Raw genomic sequence first — 18,909 nt, 5'->3', positions numbered from 1 at the left:
GCGGCCGCGATTGAAACGTTTCATCCAGCGATGAAGGTGGAGGCGACGTGCGCAGACGGGAGTTCCTGAGGACCTCGGCGGTCGGGTTGTCGGTGACCGCGCTGCCGGTCGGCGTGGCACGGGCCGAACCGGGCAGGGCGGGTGGGATGCGGGTCGAGCGCACCGCGGTCGAGTACGCGGAAACGTTGCTGGGCACCGATGTCGCGGCACCGCGGCTGAGCTGGGTGCTCGCCGCGAGCGGCACCGGCGCCCGGCAGACGGCCTACGAGGTCGAGGTCGGCACCGCGCCCGGTTGTGCCGACGTGTGGCGGTCCGGCCGGGTGGTCTCGGACCGGACCACCGGAATTCCGTTCGGTGGCAAGGAGTTGCGGCCGCGCACGCGGTACCACTGGCGGGTGCGGGTGTGGGACGGCGCGAACCGGGTGTCGGCGTGGAGCGCGAACAGCTGGTGGGAGACGGCGTTGCTCGGCACGGCGTGGCAGGCGCGGTGGATCGGCGCGCCGGACACCTCGATCGGCTTCACCGGGGCCTCGTGGATCTGGTCGGCCACCACGCCACCGGAGAGCCGGTGGTTCCGTGCTGGCCTCGACCTGCCGGCGGACGCGGTCAGGGCCCGGCTCGTCGCGACCGCGGACGACGATTTCACGTTGTACGTCAACGGTTCCGAGGTGCTCCACGTGCCGGAGGAGACCGATGTCTGGAAGATCGGCCAGCGCGCCGACGTGACGCGGCTGGCGGGCCGGCGGATCGTGCTGGCCGCGCGGGCGACGAACCGGTCGCCCGGTCCGGCCGGACTCCTGCTGCGGTTGCTCGTCGACCTGCCGGACGGGCAGCGCGAGCTCGTCACCGGTCCCGGCTGGAAGGTCGCCGACACCGAGCAACCCGGCTGGCAGACACCGGGCTTCGACGACTCGGCGTGGCTGCCCGCGACCGTGTACGACCCGTACGGGCAGGGGCCGTGGGGCGCGAACGTCACCGTGAAGGAACAGCCGGCGCCGTTGCTGCGCAAGGAGTTCACCGTCGGCAAGCCGGTGCGGCGCGCCCGCCTGTACATGAGCGGCCTGGCCTACCACGAGACCGAGATCAACGGCCGCCGCGTCGGCGACCGGGTGCTCGATCCCGGCTTCACCGACTACGACAAGACCGTCCTGTACGCGACGCACGACGTCACCGAGCTGGTTCGCGGCGGGCGCAACGCGATCGGCGTGACGCTGGGCCGCGGCTTCTACGGCATGAGGACGCCGAACGTGTGGCGGTGGGAGCAACCTCCGTGGCACGACGAGCCGAAACTGCTGGCACAGCTGGAGATCGACCACCCCGACGGCACCCGCACGACGATCGCGTCGGACGGATCGTGGCGCCTGACCGACGGCCCGACGGTCTCGAACTCCCTCTACACCGGCGAGTCCTACGACGCCCGGCTCGCTCCCCGGGACTGGACGAAACCCGGCTTCGACGACTCGAAGTGGCAGACCGCACCGGTCCGGCCCGCGCCGAAGGGCACGCTGAAAGCCCAGGAGCACGAACCGATCCGCGTGGTCGAGACCGTCACTCCGGTGGTCAGCTCACCGAAACCGGGCGTGTTCGTGGCGGACATGGGCCGCACGATGTCGGGCTGGACCCAGCTCACCGCGACCGCGCCCGCGGGCACGGTGGTCCGGCTCAAGCACGGGGAGACGCTGAACGCCGACGGCACGGTGCACATGGAGAACGGCCATGTGACCGGTAACCGGATCCAGCTCGACGAGTACGTCTGCGCCGGTCGGCAGGAGACCTGGGAGCCGAAGTTCTCCTACAAGGGCTTCCGGTACGTCGAGGTGACCGGGCTGACCGCGGCACCGAAGCTCCTCGGCCGGGTCGTGCACACGGATGTGCGGCGCGCCAGCACGTTCCGGTGCTCCGAGCCGTTGTTCGAGCAGTACGACGCGGCGATGCGCCGGACCGTCACGAACAACCTGCACGGCATCCCGACCGACACCCCGACGTACGAGAAGAACGGCTGGACGGGCGACGCACAGGTCGGCACGCCGTCGATGCTCGCCGAGTTCGGCATGGCGAAGTTCTTCACCAAGTGGCTCGGCGACCTCGCCGACAGCCAGGACGCCGCCGGTCAGCTGCCGGTGATCGTGCCCAGCGGCGGCTGGGGCTACCGGGAGCTCGCACCGGCACCGGAGTGGACGACGGTGTACCCGTTCGTGCTGCGCGAGATGTACCGGACCTACGGCGACGACCGGTTGCCCGCTCAGCACTGGCCGGTGCTCACCCGGTACCTGGACTGGGAGATCGGCCGGCTGCGCGACGGCCTCGCGGTCACCGCGCTCGGCGACTACCTGGCACCCGGCACCGGCGGCCTGCCGCCGGAGGACACCCGGCTCACCGCGACCGCCTACCTGTACCGGGCCCTGCTGCACACCGCCGAGCTCGGTGACGCGATCGGCACCCCGGTGCCGCGCTACCGCGAGGTCGCCGCGAACCTGTTGTCCGCGTTCAACCGCGCGTTCCTCGACGGCGACCACTACCGCACGGCCAAGGACCCGGACTACCGGCAGACGTCCAACGCCGTCCCGCTGGCGTTCGGCATGGTGCCCGCCGGGTCGGTGCAGGCGGTCGCGGACCGGCTCGCGGCCGAGGTGAAGGCCAACGGCAACCACGTGAACGTGGGCTGTCTCGGCGCGAGCGTGCTGCTGAAGGCCTTGAGCGACAACGGACACGCGGACGTGGCGCAGGCCATGGCGGTGGAACGCTCGTACCCGAGCTGGGGCTACTGGTTCGCGAACGGCGCGGACACCATGTGGGAGATGTGGGACGCCGGCACCCGGTCCCGCAACCACTACTTCAAGGGCACGGTCGCGCAGTGGCTCTACGAGCACGTCGCCGGGTTGCGCCCCGGTGACGCGGGCTACCGCACGTTCCAGGTGCGGCCGAACGCCACGGCCGGGGTGTCCTGGGCACAGCTGGAGTTCGACAGCGTGCGCGGGCGGATCGGCGTGGCGTGGACCCGGGTGGACGGGGTGCTGAGGCTGACCGTCGAGGTGCCGGTGGGCTCCACCGCCGAGGTGCACGTGCCGCACGCGCGTGGTGTCGCGGTGGTGCACGTGCCGCACGGGCGGTGGAGGTTCAACGGGGGAGGTAGCGCCGCAACGGCTGCGACGCCCGAACCAGCTTCCTGAGGTCGGCGAGCGTGCCGTGGGCCGCGCCCGCGGCACGTGCCTGCACCAGGACGTTGCCGAGTGCGGTGGCTTCTGCCGGTCCGGCCACCACGGGCAACCCGCACGCGTCGGCGGTGAGCTGGCACAGCAGCTCGTTGTGCGAGCCACCGCCGACGATGTGCACGACGTCGACCTCCTTGCCGGACAACCGTTGCGCGTCGTTGATCGCGTCGCGGTGGGCCAGCGCGAGACTGTCCAGAACGGACCGGACGATCTCGGCGCGTGACATCGGCCTGCCGCACCACCGCTCGATGCGTGCGGGCATGTCGCCGGGAGGGAGGAACACCGGGTCGTTGGGGTCGAACACCGAACCGGTCGCGTCTTCGGCTTCTCGCAGCAGAGGTGCGAGGCCGGCGTGCCAGCAGCGCAGGCACTCCTGCAGCAGCCAGAGGCCCATCACGTTGCGCAGGTAGCGGATGGTGCCGTCGACGCCGCCCTCGTTGGTGAAGTTCGCGGCCTGGCTTTCCGCGGTGAGCACCGGTGCGGCCAGCTCGACGCCGACCAGCGACCACGTGCCGCACGAGATGTAGGCGAACCGCTCGTTCTCGGCGGGTACGGCGACGACGGCGGACGCGGTGTCGTGCGAGCCGACGGCGGTGACCGGGACGCCGTTCCACGTTCCGGCGGGGTCGCCGGGGTGCCGGAGCGCCGGCAGCAGGCCGGGCGGGAGGTCGCGGGTCAGCTCGGGCGACCACCGTCGGGTCCGGACGTCGATCAGCCCGGTCGTGGTGGCGTTGGTGTACTCGGCGCCGCGCTGCCCGGTCAGCCAGTAGGAGAGCAGGTCGGGGATCAGCAGGAGCTGGGAGGCCCAGGGCAGCAGCGGTTCGGCCATCAGCTGGAACATCGTGTTGAACGGCTGGAACTGCAGCCCGTTGATCGCGTACAGCCCGTCCGGTGGCGTGATGCCCTCGGTGCGGGCGTCGCGGTAGTGCACCGGGTTGCCGAGCAGCTCGCCGTCCGCGTCGAGCAGGCCGTAGTCGACCGCCCAGCTGTCGATGCCGACGCTGTCGACCTCGCCCGCCCGGTGCAGCCCGGCCAGCACCTCGCGGTGCAGGCCCGGCAGGTCCCAGTGCAGCCGGTCGCCCAGGTGCACCGGGCCGTTCGGGAACCGGTGCACCTCCTCGATCCGCACGTCGTCCCCGGTGACGACGCCGCGCACCACGCGGCCGCTGGACGCGCCGAGGTCGACCGCCGCGACCGCGGTCATCGCAGGAAGGCCGCGGCCACGCCGGCGTCGACCGGCACGTGCAGGCCCGTGGTGAGCGACAGGTCGCCCGCGGTCAGCGCCACCACCGCCGCGGCCACGTGCTCCGGCAGCACCTCGCGCTTGAGCAGGGTGCGCTGGGCGTAGAACTCACCCAGCTTCTCCTCCGGCACGCCGTAGACCGCGGCGCGCTGGGCACCCCAGCCGCCCGCGAAGATGCCGGAACCGCGGACCACGCCGTCCGGGTTGATGCCGTTGACCCGGATGCCGTCCCCGCCCAGCTCCGCCGCCAGCAACCGGACCTGGTGCGCCTGATCCGCCTTCGCGGCACCGTAGGCGACGTTGTTGGGCCCCGCGAAGACCGCGTTCTTGCTGGAGATGTAGATGATGTCGCCGCCCATGCCTTGGGCGCGCATGACCTTCGCCGCCTGCTGCGACACCAGGAACGAGCCCTTGGCCATCACGTCGTGCTGCAGGTCCCAGTCGGCCTCGGTCGTCTCCTCCAGCGGTTTGGAGATCGACAGTCCGGCGTTGTTGACCACCAGGTCGACGCCGCCGAACGCCAGCACCGCTGCCCGGAACGCCTGCGCGATGCCCGCGCTGTCGGTGACGTCGACGGTCACCGCGACCGCCACGTCCGACGAGCCGATGCCTTCGGCGACCTCCCGTGCGGCGTCACCGTTGCGGTCGGCGACCACCACGCACGCGCCCTCGGCGGCCAGCCGTTGCGCGATCGCCCGGCCGATGCCCGAACCACCGCCGGTGACGAGCGCGACGCGGGTGGCGAGCGGCTTGGGCTTCGGCATGCGTCGCAGCTTGGCCTCTTCGAGCGCCCAGTACTCGATGCGGAACTTCTCGCGTTCCTCGATCGGCGCGTACCGGGAGACCGACTCGGCGCCGCGCATGACGTTGACGGCGTTGACGTAGAACTCGCCCGCCACCCGCGCGGTCTGCTTGTTCCTGCCGAAGCTGAACATGCCGACGCCCGGCACGAGCACGATCGCCGGGTCCGCGCCGCGCATCGGCGGGCTGTCCGGCTCCGCATGCCTTTCGTAGTAAGCCCGGTAGTCGGCGCGATAGGCCTCGTGCAGCTGCCTCAGTCGTGCCACGACGTCGTCCAGCGGCGCGGTCGGCGGCAGGTCGAGCACCAGCGGCCGGACCTTGGTGCGCAGGAAGTGGTCGGGGCACGAGGTGCCGAGCGCGGCCAGTTCGGGATGCCGTTCGCGGGCGAGGAAGTCCAGCACGACGCCGGTGTCGGTGAAGTGCCCGACCTGCGGCGAGTCCGTGGACGCGAGCCCGCGGACCACCGGCGCCAGCTCGGCGGCCCTGAGCCGGCGTTCGTCCTGGGGGAGCGGCTCGTGGACGACCGGCCCGAACGGTTCGGGGCGGCCGTGTTCGTCGAGGTAGCGCTGGGCGGTGGCGATGATGTCGAGCGAGTTGGCCTCGCACTCCTCGCTCGTCGCACCCCACGCGGTGATGCCGTGCCCGCCTAGGATCACGCCGACGGCCTGCGGGTTCTCGCGCTTGACGGCCGCGATGTCCAGTCCCAGCTGGAAACCGGGCCGCCGCCACGGCACCCACACGACCTTGTCGCCGAAGCACGCTTTGACCAGCGCCTCACCGTCCGCCGCCGTGGCGAACGCGATGCCCGCGTCCGGGTGCAGGTGGTCGACGTGGGCCGCGTCCACCAGGCCGTGCATGGCCGTGTCGATCGACGGCGCCGCGCCGCCCTTGCCGTGCAGGCAGAAGTCGAACGCGGCGACCATCTCGTCCTCCCGCTCGACACCGGGGTAGACGGACGTCAACGCGCGCAACCGGTCCAGCCGCAGGACCGCGAGCCCGGCCTCGGTCAGCGTGCCGAGATCGCCACCGGATCCCTTGACCCACAGCAGTTCCACCGGCTGCCCGGTGACCGGGTCGGTCTGCGAGCCCTTGGCCGAGGTGTTGCCGCCCGCGTAGTTGGTGTTGCGCGGATCCGCACCGAGCCGGTTGCTCCGCCCCAGCAGCGCTTCGACCTGGTTCATCACGCACCCCATCCGGCGGCCTCGCCGCCGACTCGTTCACGGACGATCTGCTCGGCGTACCCGGACCGCCGGTACGCGGCCATCGGGTCGGGGTCGAGGCCCATCTCCTCGCGGAGCTCCCGCAGCAACGGGCGGACGTCGGTGTTGTAGGCGTCCATCAGCGCGGCGTTCGCGCCGAGCACGTCACCCGCCTGTTGTGCTTGGGCGAGTGCCTCGTGGTCGACCAGCAGGGCCTTCGCCGTGGCCTCCTGGACGTTGAGCACCGAGCGGATGATCGCCGGGATCTTCGGCTCCAGGTTGTGGCACTGGTCGAGCATGAACGCGATGCCCGCGGCCGGCTTGAGCGCGTCGGCCAGCACGATCTCGTGCATGATCCGGAACAGCTGGAACGGGTCCGCCGCGCCCACCATCAGGTCGTCGTCGGCGTAGAAGCGCGAGTTGAAGTCGAACGCGCCGAGCTTGTCGGCCCGCAACAGGAACGACACGATGAACTCGATGTTCGTGCCTGGCGCGTGGTGGCCGGTGTCGATCACGACCTGCGCCTTGTCGCCCAGCTGCAGGCAGTGCGCGTACGCCGTGCCCCAGTCCGGCACGTCGGTGGTGTAGAACGCGGGCTCGAAGAGCTTGTACTCCAGCAACATCCGCTGATCGGCGCCGAGCCGCTCGTAGGTCTCCCGCAGAGCCTCGGCGAGCCGGTCCTGGCGGGCGCGGATGTTGTCCTGGCCGGGGTAGTTGAGGCCGTCGGCGAACCACAGCTTGAGATCGCGCGAGCCGGTGGCGTCCATGATGTCGACGCACTCCAGCAGGTGCCCGATCGCCTTGCGCCGCACCGCCGCGTCCGGGTGGCAGACGCTGCCGAGCTTGTAGTCGTCGTCCTGGAAGACGTTGGAGTTGATGGCCCCCAACGCGATGCCGCGGTCGCGTGCGTAGGACGCGAGCTTGCCGTAGTCGTCGACCTTGTCCCACGGGATGTGCAACGCGACCGTCGGCGCGACGCCGGTGAGCCGGTGCACCACCGCCGCGTCGTCGATCTTCTCGTACGGCGTGCGCGGAACCCCCTGCTGCGCGAACACCTTGAACCGGGTGCCCGAGTTGCCGTACGCCCACGACGGCGTCTCGATCCGCTGCTCCCGCAACGCGTCCTTCACGCTCATCAGTTTCTCCATGAGCTCAGTCCCAGAAATCAGGCAAGGTGGAAGACCTCGTCGAGCGGCCGCATCCGTTCGTCGGCGTTGCCGTCACCGACGAAGAACTCCGCCATCTCGGCTTGCCAGCGGGCGTTCACCTCGGTGCGCGCCATCTCGGCGAGCGCCGCGTCGAAGTCGTCGCATTCGAGGTAGCCGATCAGCAGGCCGTCCCCGGCGAGGAAGAGGGAGTAGTTGCGCCATCCCGCCTCGCTGAGGGCGGCCCGCATCTCGGGCCACACCTCGCGGTGCCGCGCCCGGTACTCGTCGATGCGATCCGGCCGGACCTTGAGGGTGAAGCAGATCCGCATGGTCAGAAGTCGAACTGGTCGATGTTGTCCTTGGTGAACACGGTCGGCGGGCCGAGCACGACCTCGCCCTTGGCGCCGATCGTGTAGTCGCCGAGGTCACCGGCCTTGAACTTCTCGCCCTCCGCACCGGTGATCTGCCCGGACGCCAGTGCCGCCGCGGCGTACGTGGCGAGGTAGCCGAGCTTGCTCGGGTCCCACAGCGCGAACGACTTCACCGTGCCGTCCTGGACGAACTTGCGCATCTGGTTCGGCGTGCCGAGACCGGTGAGCTGGACCTTGCCCTTGTACTCGCTGGAGCTGAGGTAGCGGGCGGCGGCCGCGACACCGACGGTGGTCGGCGAGATGATGCCCTTGAGGTTCGGGTGCGCCTGCAGCAGACCCTGGGTCTTCTGGAACGACGTCTGGTCGTCGTCGTTGCCGTACGCGGTCTCCACGAGCTTGAGGCCCGCGTACTCGGGCTTCGCCAGCTCGGTCTTCATGACCTCGATCCACGCGTTCTGGTTGGTGGCGTTCGGGGTTGCGGACAGGATCGCGATCTCACCGCTGCCGCCGATCGCGTCGGAGATCAGCTTCACCTGGCCGGCCGCGATGTCGTTCGAGCGGGCCTGGTTGATGAACACGTCCCTGGCGTCCGGTGCCGCGTCGGAGTCGAAGGTGACGACCTTGACCCCCTGCGAGCGCGCGGACTTGAGCGCGGGCGCGACGGCGTTGGCGTCGTTCGCGGAGATCACCAGCGCGTTCTGCTTCTGCTGCGCGGCGGTGTTGATGTAGGTGACCTGCGAGCTGGCCGCGGCGTCGGACGGGCCGGTGGCCTTGACCTCGGCCTTGAGCGCCGTACCCGCCTGCTCGGCACCCTTCTGGGCCACCGTGAAGTACGGGTTGTTGACCTGCTTGGGCAGGAACGTGATCTTCAGGCCTTCCTTCAGCGGCGCGTTCGGGTCGGCTTTGGCGGCGTTGGTGGCGCCCGCGGTCTGCTGGCTCGAACTGTCCTTCGTGGTGCCGCCGCAGGCGGTGAGCGCGACGGCCCCGGACACCACCAGGGCGAGCACGAGACGTGTGTTCATGTCGTTGCCTTTCGGAGCGATCGGGTGATCGAAGGAGCGAGCACGCTCACCAGCAGCAGGAGCCCGGTGACGATGGTGAGGACCTCGGTGGAGGTGTCCTGCAGGATCAGCAGGTTGCGCAGACCGCCCAGCAGCAGCACGCCCGCGAGCACGCCGAAGAGCGATCCCCTGCCGCCGAAGATGGACACGCCGCCGAGCAGCACGGCGGCGACGACGGCCAGTTCGAGCCCGACGCCGTTGTCCGCGCGGGCGCTGGAGAAGCGGAACGTGTAGACGATGCCGGCGACCGCGGCCACCGCACCGGCCAGCACGAAGAGGATCAGCTTGATCCGCTTGACCCGGATGCCGGAGAACCGCGCGCCCTCCTCGTTGGCGCCGATCGCGTAGACGGACCGGCCGAACGAGCTGGCGTGCAGCGCGATCCCGAAGAGCACGGCCAGGATCGCGGCGAGCGCGATCGGGTACGGGATGTTCGTGCCCGGCACCGGAGTCGTGCCGAACGACGTGTAGCTCGCCGGGAAGTCCGCGACCGCCGTGTCGCCCAGCACCACCAGCGCCAGCCCGCGGTAGAGCGCGAGCGTGCCGATGGTGACCGCGAGGCTGGGCAGGCCGAGCCGGGTGACGAGCAGCCCGTTGACCGCGCCGCAGACCGCGCCGACGACGATGACGACCGGCAGGATCGTTTCGAGCGGCCAGCCCGCGTTCCACAGCCAGCCGACCAGCGCGCTGGACAGGCCGAGCACCGACGCGACGGACAGGTCGATCTCGCCCGCGACGATCACCAGCGTGAGCGGGAGGGCGATCAGCGCGATCTCGCCGATGTCGAGGCCGAGGTAGAAGAGGTTGCCGCCGTCGAGGAACGAGCCGTTCGTGCTGATCTGGCCGGTCAGGGCGACGACGATCAGCAGGAACACCAACGCGGTCTCCCACCGCAGGAGGCTACGCATGGCTGGTTCCTTCCGCGGTGCGCAGGGCCTTGGCCAGCCGCAGCGCGAGCAGCCGGTCGACGGTGATGGCGCTCAGCAGCAGCGCACCCGCGATCGCCTGCTGCCAGAACGCGGGGATCCGCAGCACCACCAGGCAACTCGTGATCGTGCCGAGGAGAAGCGCACCCAGCGCGGCACCGGCCACCGTGCCCGAGCCGCCGAAGATCGCGACGCCGCCGACCACCACGGCGGCCACGACCTGCAGTTCGAGCCCGGTGCCCGCGGCCGCGTCGACCGTGCCGTAACGGGCCACCCAGAGCGCGCCCGCCAGGCCCGCGACCAGTCCGGAGAGGACGAACGTGGTGAGCGTGCGCTTGGCGACCGGGATGCCGGCGAGCTTGGCGGCCTCCGGGTTGGAACCGAGCGCGTACAGCTCGCGGCCGGAGCGGTACGAACGCAGGTAGACGGCGGCCACGGCTACGGTCGCGAGCGTGACGAGGACGAGGACCGGGATGCCGAGGACCCGGCTGCTGCCCAGGTCGAGCAGCGCGTCCGGGAGGTCGGCGGCGTTGACCTGCCTGCCGTGGGCGAGGGCGTAGTCGATGCCGCGGAACACGTAGAGCGTGCCGAGCGTGACCACGAGGCTGGGGACGTTGCCCAGTGCCACCAGCAGGCCGTTGAGCAGGCCGCACGCCAGTCCGATGCCGAGGCCGAACCCGATACCCGCCAGGACCGGCGTGCCGGGGTGGTCGGCGAACTGCTGTGCGGTCAGGAAAGCGGACAGGCCGAGGACCGAGCCCACGGACAGGTCGACGTTGCGGGTGATGACGACCATGGTCTGGCCGACGGCCAGCAGGGCGACGATGGAGGCGTTGAGGAGGAGGTCGCGCAGGCTCTGGGGCTGGACGAACCTCGGGTTCACGATCGCCGTCGGGATGACGACCAGGGCCAGGGCGACGACGATGCCGAGCTCGCGGACGCGGCCGACGCGGGTGGAGAGGCGGCGGGCGGCGGTGCGCGGGGTGGCCGGGGTCGCGGCGGTGTCGAGCTGGGCGGTCATCGCGCCACCTCGCTGTGGTTGCGGCTGGCTGGTCGCGCGACCTCGCTGCGGCTGGCGGCGGCCGACGGCGTTGCCCGGCTCATCGCGCCACCTGCCCGGCCGCCGCCAGCGCCACCCGCTCCTCGGTCGCCTCGGCCCGCGCGAGTTCCTCCACCAGCCGCCCCTCGTGCATCACGAGCACGCGGTCGGCCATCCCGAGCACCTCCGGCAGCTCCGACGAGATCATCAGCACCCCGACCCCCTGCCCGGCCAGCTCCGACAGCAGCCGGTGCACCTCGGCCTTCGTCCCGACGTCGATGCCGCGCGTCGGCTCGTCCACGATCAGCACGGAAGGCTTGCGCGCCAGCCACTTCGCGAGCACGACCTTCTGCTGGTTGCCTCCCGACAGCACGCCGACCGGGTCGCTGAGCCGGGCGAACTTCAGCCGCAGCTTGACCGCCCAGTCCTGCGCCAGCGCGCGTTCGGAACGGCGGCGCAGCAACCCGAACGTCGACAGCCGGCCCAGTGAGGCCAGCGCGGCGTTGCGTTCGATGGACGCGTCCATCACGAGTCCCTGCTGGCGGCGGTCCTCCGGCACGAACCCGATGCCCGCGGCCATCGCGGCGGTGGGGGAGCCGTACTTCAGCCGGCGGCCGCGCACGACGACCGCGCCGCCGTCGGGGCGGTCGATGCCGAAGATCGCCCGGGCGACCTCGCTGCGGCCGGCGCCGACCAGGCCGGACAGGGCCACGATCTCGCCTGCCCGCACGTCGAACGACACGTCGGTGAACACGCCCTCGCGGGTCAGCCGTCGCACCGAGAGCAGGACCTCGCCCGCGGTCGTCTCCTGCTTGGGGAACAGCTGCGACAGCTCGCGTCCGACCATGCGGCGCACCAGGGAGTCCGGAGTCTCGCCGGACAGCTCGCCGGACCAGACGAACTCGCCGTCGCGCAGCACCGTGGCCCGCTGGCACAGCTCGAACACCTCGTCGAGCCGGTGCGACACGAACAGCACGGCGGCGTCCTGGGCGCGCAACGCCTGCACCACACCGAAAAGCCGTTGGACCTCGTGCGCGGACAGAGCCGCGGTCGGCTCGTCCATCACGATCACGCGGGCGTCGAACGACAGCGCCTTCGCGATCTCGACGAGCTGCTGGTCCGCAATGGACAGTCCGCGGGCCGGACGGGCCGGGTCGAGCCGGACGCCCAGGCGGGAGAACAGCTCAGAGGTGCGGGCGTGCATCTCGGCGACGTCGATGCGCCGGCCGAGGCCGAGCGGCTGGCGGCCCATGAAGACGTTCTCGGCCACCGACAGGTCACCGAAGAGCGTCGGTTCCTGGTAGATGATCGCGATGCCCGCGGCCAGCGCGTCGGCGGGGCCGGAGAACCGTTGCGGGGCACCGTCGACGAGCACCTGGCCGGTGTCCGGGCGGTGCACCCCGGCGAGGGTCTTGATCAGCGTCGACTTGCCGGCCCCGTTCTCCCCGAGCAGCGCGTGGGCCTCGCCGGGCAGCAGTTGCAGCGACACGCCGGACAACGCGCGGACGGCGCCGAAGGACTTGCTCACCTCGTCCAGTGCCACCACGGGAGGTCGGTCCACGTCCGTCTCCTCGATGTTGAAACGTTTTAACGGCTGAGTTACGTGCACTCTGGGGGCGTTACGGCCACATGTCAAGGGACAGGCGGTACAGTCGCTTGTCACGTTTCAACAAAGGAGTCGCCGGTGAAGCCGTCAGTGGGCATCCGCGAGGTCGCGCGGCACGCCGGCGTGTCGAACGCGACCGTGTCGAACGTGCTGAACCGGCCGGACGTCGTCGCGCCCGCCACCCGGCAGCGGGTGCTCGCCGCGATCGAGGAGCTCGGGTTCGTCCGCAACGAGTCCGCGCGACAGCTCAGAGCGGGCAGCAGCCGGGTGATCGCCTACGTCGTGCTCGACGCGGCGAACCCGTTCTTCACCGACGTGGCCCGCGGCGTGGAGGACGCGGCACGGGAGGCGGGGCTCGCGCTGTTCCTGTGCAACAGCGCGTCCGACGACGGCCGCGAACGCGAGTACCTGGAGCTGCTGCACGAGCAGCGCGTCGAGGGCATCCTGATCACCCCGGTCGACGCGGAACGGCTCACCGACCGCGGCACGCCGGTGGTGCTGGTCGACCGCGAGTCGAACGGCACCTACTGCTCGGTGGCGGTCGACGACGTGCTCGGCGGGGAGCTGGCGGTGACCCACCTGATCGAGAACGGCCACCGGCGCATCGCCATGGTCGGCGGCCCGCTGTCGATCCAGCAGGTGCGCGACCGGCGCGAGGGGGCCGTGCGCGCGCTGGCGAACGCGGGGCTGCCGGCCGACGCGCTCACGTTCCTGGAGACGAGGAGCCTGCAGGTGGCGGAGGGCCGCGGCGCGGGGGAGCGGCTGGTGGGCCTGCCCGCGTCACGGCGCCCCACGGCGGCGTTCTGCGCCAACGACCTGCTCGCGCTGGGCCTGCTGCAGTCGATGACGCAGCAGGGTCTCAAGGTGCCGGACGACCTCGCCGTCGTGGGTTACGACGACATCGAGTTCGCCGCGGCCGCCGCCGTGCCGCTGACGTCGGTGCGGCAGCCGCGCGAGCAGCTGGGCCGCACCGCCGCGACGTTGCTGCTGGCCGAGAACGAGCCGGACCACGAGCACCGGCACGTGAAGTTCCAGCCGGAGCTCGTGGTCCGCGCGTCCAGCGCCGTCAAACGGTGAATTACCTGACAAGCATCATTTCGCGCTCTTCTTCGACCGTGTTCGAATTGTCCGGCGGCAGGTAGACGTTCAACGACGCCGACGCGAATGCCACGCCCTGCCGGAAAGCTTTCGTGCGGGACACCACCGTCACGTCGATCCTGTGGTATTCGCCGGTGCACGGAACGCTCGACGTGTACTTCTCGCCGATCGCGAGCTCACCGCGCACGTTCTGCGTGACCTGCACCCACAACGACGCGGTGGCGCCGTTCTGGCACATCACCCGCGTCGGCACGGTCACCGCCGCGCCACGTGCCTCCAGCCGTCCCTGGGGCTGGAGGGTCACGGCGGCGTTCACCGGTGCCGCTGCCGCCGGGAGCGCGGTGGCCACTATCGCGGCTGCCGTCAGCAGGAAAGTCGGAATTGCACGCACGGTTTTCACCTCGTTTTTGTCGATGGCTGTTCGCGGCCGCGCCACGACATTAACCACGGGCTGATCAACCGAGCTAGGGGCCAAATGAGATCAATCGTCGCCGAACATCGCGGTGCGCACGGTGTCGCCCGGCGGTCGTCAGCGAGTACTCGACGCGCGGAGGGGCCTCGGCGTACCGGCGGCGTTCGACGAGCGCCATGGTCGCCATGCGGCGCAACGTCTGCGTGAGCATCTTCTGACTGATGTGACCGATGGCCGACCGCAGCTCGCCCGGCCGCATCGGGCCGTTGCGCAACGTGTAAACGATCACCATCAGCCACGAGTCGCCGAACAGGTCGACGGCGATCCTGGCCGGGCAGTCGGCCTCGAAGTCGCCGGCCGACGCCCGTGCGGTGCTGCCGCCGCTGGAGGCCGCGTTCGCCGTCCCCGACTGACGGTTAGGGCGTCTGGCGGGCGGGAATCCCCTGCCATGCCGGACAGAGGTCTTCTCGCCGACCGCTACCTGGTGGGCGAGCTGCTGGGGACGGGTGGCGTGGCGGAGGTGCGCCGGGCCAGGGACGTCGTGCTGGCCAGGGACGTCGCCATCAAGCTGTTCCAGCCGGGGGACACGGCCGAACTGCGCCGGTTCGACAACGAGGTCCGCACGCTCGCGGCGCTGTCGCATCCGGGGCTGGTGCCGGTGTACGACGCGGACTCGTCCGGTGACACCCCGTTCATGGTGCTGGAGCTGGTCGAGGGCCGCACGTTGCGCGACCGCATCGCGAACGGGCCGATGGACGTGGCCGAGGTGCGCGGGCTGGGGGCCGCGCTGGCCGAGGCACTGGCCTACGTGCACTCCCGCGGGCTCATCCACCGCGACGTCAAACCGTCCAACATCCTGCTGGACTCCGACGGCGCGCCGCGGCTCGCCGACTTCGGCCTCGCGCGCCTCGTGGACGGAGCCCGGCTCACGCGAGCCGACCAGGTCGTCGGCACCGCGGCCTACCTGGCGCCGGAACAGGTGCGCGGCGGGCGGATCACCGCCGCGGTGGACGTCTACGCGCTGGGGCTCGTGCTGCTGGAGTGCCTGACCGGGCGCCGCGAGTACGAAGGCGCGGAGATCGAGGCGGCGGTGGCACGGCTGCACCGGCCGCCGGTGGTGCCGGACGATCTGCCGTTCGGCCTCGTCCGGCTGCTGTCGTTGATGACGTCCCTGTCCGCGGAGCGCCGGCCGACCGCGCGGGAGTGCGCCGACGCCCTGCTCGCCGCGGACCCGCCGACTCGGGTCGCACCGGTTGCGCGGCGGCGGTCACCAGGGGTGCTCGCCGCCGCGTCGGCCGCCGTGCTGATGGCCGCCATCGGAACCGGGGTCGTCCTGCACGACCGAGCCACCCCGGTGGAGTCCGCACCGCCCGCGTCGACACCTTCGAGCACCGCCCAGCGCACTCCGGTGCCGGTCGTCGAGCAACCGGTCGTCGTCGAGACCACCACCGTGCCGCAGCCGGTCCAGGAGCCCCCGAAGGCCGACAAGGGCAAGGGCAAGGCCAAAGGCAAGAAGAAGTGATCAGCGCACCGGGAGGATGACCGCCGATCGTCCGCAGTGGACGGTCTGGTCGGCGGCGAGCAACGTCGTGGCGGTGGCCCGCGGCTCGCCGGTGCCCGGATTGCGGGCGTAGCGCGGGAAAGCACCGCTCGACACCTGCACCCGGATGCGGTGGCCGCGCCGGAAGCGGTACGCGGTCGGCCACAACCGGACGGTGGCGCACTGCGGTTCCTCCGCACCGGTGAGGCTCACCAGGCCGTCGCAGACGTTCCACGACTTCCCGCCGGGATCGACGTCGCAGAGCCGCACGAACACGTCGGCGTGGGGAAGGCTGGAGGAGAACCAGATCTCGGCGCTCACCTCGCCGACCACCTCGACGTCCTCGTCCAGCACGGGCGTGGTGTACGTCAGCACGTCCGGCCGGGCCTCCAGCTCGGTGTTGTCGACGCGCCCGCCCTTCGCCAGGCGCACACCGCCCGCGGTCGGCGTGGGATCGGCCGGGTCGTAGCGGTAGGTGTCCACAGAGGACTCCGAAGGCGCGGGGCCGAGGACGCCACCGGGGCCGAGGTGGTAGCGCCGCGGGGTGTAGCCGGGCGGCGGCCACGACGGGAAGTCGCGCCACGCCTCCTCGCCCATCACGAACAGCCGCACGGGCGGGCGGTCCGGTGGCTGCTCGCCGCGGGCCAGAGCGAGACCGAACCCGACGGCCTCGTCGATCGGTGTGGAGGTGAACTCGGCGTGCGTCCACGGCCCGACGGTCAGCCGCGCCGGAAGTCCCTTGTTCTGCAACACCCGGAAGTCGCGCAGCTGACCGGGCAGGAAGATGTCGTACCAGCCGCCGATCGAGCTGACCGGTACCGACACGTCCGCGACCCGGTGGCTGTGGTCCAACCCCTCCCACCGCGCCGAGCCGGCATCGTGGGTGAGGATGTCCTGGACGTAGGCGGAACGTTCGCCGAGCGCCGCGATGTCGGCGTCCCGCAACGGAAGCGTGTGCAGCGCCCGTGCGGTCTTCTTGTCCTGGAACGGTTTGCGCAGCATCGCCAGCGGGCGTTCCTGGGTGCCGACGAGCACGCCCCACTCGAACGGCGTCTCCAGCGACATGCCGTCCGCGCGCAGGAACTCCAGCGTCAGCGCCGACTCCGTCACCACCGGGATCATCGCCTTGACCTGCGGCGGCAGCCGGTCGGCGACCGCCCACTGCACGTGGCCCAGGTAGCTCAGCCCGTAGAGCACGATCGCGTCGCTCCACGGCTGCCGCACGAGCCAGTCGAGCGTCGCGAGGCCGTCCTCGCGTTCCTGCCGCATCGGGTCGAACGTGCCGCCGGAACCGAACCCGCCGCGCACGCTCTGGATCAGCACCTGGTAGCCGCGCTCGGCCAGCGGCCGCGCGATCAGCTGCCCGAACATGCCGCGGCCGTAGGGGGTGCGGATCAGCGCGGTGGGCAGCCCGTCGCCGCCGGAGCGCGGCAGCCACCGGTCCGCGAGCAGCTCCACGCCGTCGGGCATCGGCACGCGCAGATCGCGCTGCACCACGACCTTGCGGGTCAGCGGCGGTGAGAGCTTGAGCCTGCGTTCGACGAGACGGCTGATCATGGGGACTCCAGGAAGAGGGAGACGACGGCGATCAACCGGTCGGTGAACGCCTCGGGATCGTGCGCGCCGTCGATCACCCAGGCCGTCACGAACGACCCGACGCCACCGGTGATGAAGGCGGTGAGGTCGTCGACGGCCGCACCGCTGACCCGGTCCCCGAACAGGTGCTCGACCCCCTGCCGGTTGACCGGGATCATCAGTCTGATCAACCCGCGGTCCAGCGCGTAGGCGCAGGAGCCGGTCAACAGCGCGCGGTAGAACACCTTGTGCTCGGCGAAGTGCCGCGCCATGGCGAGAGTTTCCTCGCGGGGGTCCACCGGTTGCCGCAGGGCGGTGAGGCGCGGCAGCAACTCGCGCCGCGCGAGGTCGAGCCCGGCCTCCAGCAGCACCGTGTCGAGGTCACCGAAGTGCTGGTAGACGACCCGCCGGCTGACGTCGGCGGCCTCGGCGATCTCGGACAGCGCGACCGCCGCCGTGCCGCGCGCGCTGACCAGGTCGATCGCGGCCTGCAGCACGGCGGCGCGGGTACGACGGACGCGGCGATCGCGCGCAGGCTCGACCACGTGCAGATCCATGCCGCAGATCGTGCACAGCTGTTACCAAGTGGTCAAGTGTTACTTTAAGTGCTCACTCCGCTTCGGGCTCGTCCTGATGTCCGCGCAGCGAGCCGGGGTGGGCCTTGGCGGACGGGTCGTTGCGGGTCTTGATCAGGCTCGCCACCGTGACGACCACGAGAATCGCGATGATCACGCCGAGGCTGAGCGGGGTCGGCACCTCCGGGACCGAGGCCGAGATGTCGACGTGAGCCCAGTGCAGGATCAGCTTCACGCCGATGAACGCGAGGATGACCGCGAGGCCGGCCGACAGGTACACCAGCCGGTCGAGCAGCCCCTTGACGAGGAAGAACAACGCGCGCAGGCCGAGCAGCGCGAACGCGTTGGCGGTGAACACGATGTAGGGCTCCTCGGTCACGCCGAACACCGCGGGGATCGAGTCGAGCGCGAACAGCAGGTCGACCCCGCCGATGGCCACCAGCACGACGAACAGGGGAGTGGCCAGCCGCTTGCCGTCGACCCGCGCGAAGATCTTGCCGCCGACGTAGTCGTCCGTGACGGGCAGGAGCTTGCGGGCGGCCTTCACCACGACGTTGTTCTCGACGTCCGGGTCCTCGTCGCGGTGCCGGAACAGCTGCACGGCCGTGAAGATCAGCAGCAGGCCGAACAGCAGGAACATGAACGAGAACAACGACAGCAGCGTCGCGCCGACCGCGATGAAGATGCCCCGCATGATCAGCGCGAGCACGATGCCGAACGTCAGCACCTTGTGCTGGTGCTCCTCCGGCACCAGGAACGTCGTCATGATGATCACGAAGACGAACAGGTTGTCGACGGAAAGGCTCTTCTCGACGATGTAGCCGGCGAAGTACTCGGCACCGAACTCGCCGCCGTGCGCCATGGCGAACCACACGCCGAACCCGACCGCGACCAGGATGTAGAACACCGACCACAGGGTGGCCTCGCGGAAGCCGATCCGGTGCGGCCGCCACGCCGCGAGGACGAGGTCGACCGCCAGCAGCAGCACGATCACCCCGATCGTGATCGCCCACGTCAGCCCGCTGATCTGAAGCACAAGACACCCCTTCGACAGCCCGGTCCGTCCCTTAAGGACATTACCGGGCCGTCGAAAGCGGTGTCAC

16 protein-coding genes are annotated in these 18,909 nt (G+C 70.8%); 3 read left to right on the top strand and 13 right to left on the bottom strand.

Annotated elements, in window-relative coordinates; genetic code table 11:
* The first annotated feature begins 47 nt into the window (after positions 1-47).
* Entirely contained in the window at positions 48-3,170 is a 3,123-nt protein-coding gene (locus ACWEIJ_RS04495; protein ID WP_449835774.1) for a family 78 glycoside hydrolase catalytic domain, read from the top strand.
* On the opposite strand, the gene ACWEIJ_RS04490 is transcribed toward ACWEIJ_RS04495, so the two are convergent.
* The 8 genes from ACWEIJ_RS04490 to ACWEIJ_RS04455 form a co-directional block, all read right to left on the bottom strand.
* Complete coding sequence (locus ACWEIJ_RS04490; RefSeq protein WP_449835773.1) at positions 3,118-4,416, bottom strand: rhamnulokinase; 1,299 nt, start codon at positions 4,414-4,416, stop codon at positions 3,118-3,120. The genes ACWEIJ_RS04495 and ACWEIJ_RS04490 overlap by 53 nt on opposite strands.
* Positions 4,413-6,437 carry a bifunctional aldolase/short-chain dehydrogenase gene (locus ACWEIJ_RS04485; protein WP_449835772.1) on the bottom strand — a complete coding sequence of 675 codons (2,025 nt, stop codon included), beginning with the start codon at positions 6,435-6,437 and terminating at the stop codon, positions 4,413-4,415. Before ACWEIJ_RS04485 ends, ACWEIJ_RS04490 begins: the two co-directional genes overlap by 4 nt.
* Entirely contained in the window at positions 6,437-7,591 is a 1,155-nt protein-coding gene (gene rhaI / locus ACWEIJ_RS04480) for an L-rhamnose isomerase (protein WP_449835771.1), read from the bottom strand. Before rhaI ends, ACWEIJ_RS04485 begins: the two co-directional genes overlap by 1 nt.
* A 29-nt stretch (positions 7,592-7,620) precedes the next feature.
* A complete protein-coding gene (locus tag ACWEIJ_RS04475; protein WP_449835770.1) occupies positions 7,621-7,932 on the bottom strand; it encodes an L-rhamnose mutarotase in 312 nt (103 codons plus the stop codon).
* A gap of 2 nt (positions 7,933-7,934) precedes the next feature.
* Positions 7,935-8,996: a rhamnose ABC transporter substrate-binding protein gene (gene rhaS, locus ACWEIJ_RS04470; RefSeq protein ID WP_449835769.1), complete on the bottom strand. Its 1,062-nt coding sequence runs from the start codon at positions 8,994-8,996 to the stop codon at positions 7,935-7,937.
* Positions 8,993-9,943, bottom strand: coding sequence for an ABC transporter permease (locus ACWEIJ_RS04465; protein ID WP_449835768.1), 951 nt, complete (start codon positions 9,941-9,943; stop codon positions 8,993-8,995). Before ACWEIJ_RS04465 ends, rhaS begins: the two co-directional genes overlap by 4 nt.
* Positions 9,936-10,982 (bottom strand): ABC transporter permease, encoded by a 1,047-nt coding sequence (locus tag ACWEIJ_RS04460; RefSeq protein ID WP_449835767.1) that lies wholly within the window; start codon positions 10,980-10,982, stop codon positions 9,936-9,938. Before ACWEIJ_RS04460 ends, ACWEIJ_RS04465 begins: the two co-directional genes overlap by 8 nt.
* Before the next feature lie 79 nt (positions 10,983-11,061).
* Entirely contained in the window at positions 11,062-12,576 is a 1,515-nt protein-coding gene (locus ACWEIJ_RS04455) for a sugar ABC transporter ATP-binding protein (RefSeq protein WP_449836340.1), read from the bottom strand.
* A 108-nt stretch (positions 12,577-12,684) separates the two neighbouring features.
* On the opposite strand from ACWEIJ_RS04455, the gene ACWEIJ_RS04450 reads away from it, so the two are divergent.
* Positions 12,685-13,683, top strand: a complete 999-nt coding sequence (locus ACWEIJ_RS04450) for a LacI family DNA-binding transcriptional regulator (protein WP_449835766.1) — start codon at positions 12,685-12,687, stop codon at positions 13,681-13,683.
* 1 nt (position 13,684) lies between these two features.
* On the opposite strand, the gene ACWEIJ_RS04445 is transcribed toward ACWEIJ_RS04450, so the two are convergent.
* Together ACWEIJ_RS04445 and ACWEIJ_RS04440 are read right to left on the bottom strand one after the other, a co-directional pair.
* On the bottom strand, positions 13,685-14,140 hold the full coding sequence (locus ACWEIJ_RS04445; RefSeq protein WP_449835765.1) for a hypothetical protein: 456 nt from the start codon (positions 14,138-14,140) through the stop codon (positions 13,685-13,687).
* 28 nt (positions 14,141-14,168) lie between these two features.
* Entirely contained in the window at positions 14,169-14,429 is a 261-nt protein-coding gene (locus ACWEIJ_RS04440; RefSeq protein WP_449836339.1) for a winged helix-turn-helix transcriptional regulator, read from the bottom strand.
* Positions 14,430-14,564: 135 nt separating this feature from the next.
* Here ACWEIJ_RS04440 and ACWEIJ_RS04435 point away from each other — a divergent pair, with 135 nt between their 5' ends.
* Positions 14,565-15,638, top strand: a complete 1,074-nt coding sequence (locus tag ACWEIJ_RS04435; protein WP_449835764.1) for a serine/threonine-protein kinase — start codon at positions 14,565-14,567, stop codon at positions 15,636-15,638.
* On the opposite strand, the gene ACWEIJ_RS04430 is transcribed toward ACWEIJ_RS04435, so the two are convergent.
* Genes ACWEIJ_RS04430 through ACWEIJ_RS04420 form a run of 3 tightly spaced genes read right to left on the bottom strand, consistent with a single transcriptional unit; the run spans position 15,639 to position 18,842 of the window.
* The gene (locus ACWEIJ_RS04430; RefSeq protein WP_449835763.1) at positions 15,639-17,213 is read right to left on the bottom strand and encodes a CocE/NonD family hydrolase; all 1,575 of its coding nucleotides are present in this window, start codon (positions 17,211-17,213) and stop codon (positions 15,639-15,641) included.
* Complete coding sequence (locus ACWEIJ_RS04425) at positions 17,210-17,788, bottom strand: TetR/AcrR family transcriptional regulator (RefSeq protein ID WP_449835762.1); 579 nt, start codon at positions 17,786-17,788, stop codon at positions 17,210-17,212. The genes ACWEIJ_RS04430 and ACWEIJ_RS04425 overlap by 4 nt, the downstream gene beginning before the upstream one ends.
* Positions 17,789-17,840: 52 nt before the next feature.
* Positions 17,841-18,842, bottom strand: a complete 1,002-nt coding sequence (locus ACWEIJ_RS04420; RefSeq protein WP_449835761.1) for a TerC/Alx family metal homeostasis membrane protein — start codon at positions 18,840-18,842, stop codon at positions 17,841-17,843.
* Positions 18,843-18,909: the final 67 nt, after the last annotated feature.

The organism is Lentzea sp. NPDC004789, from assembly GCF_053601075.1.
The sequence above is the reverse complement of the archived record's forward strand: the minus strand, read 5'-3'. Positions and strand labels throughout refer to the sequence as shown.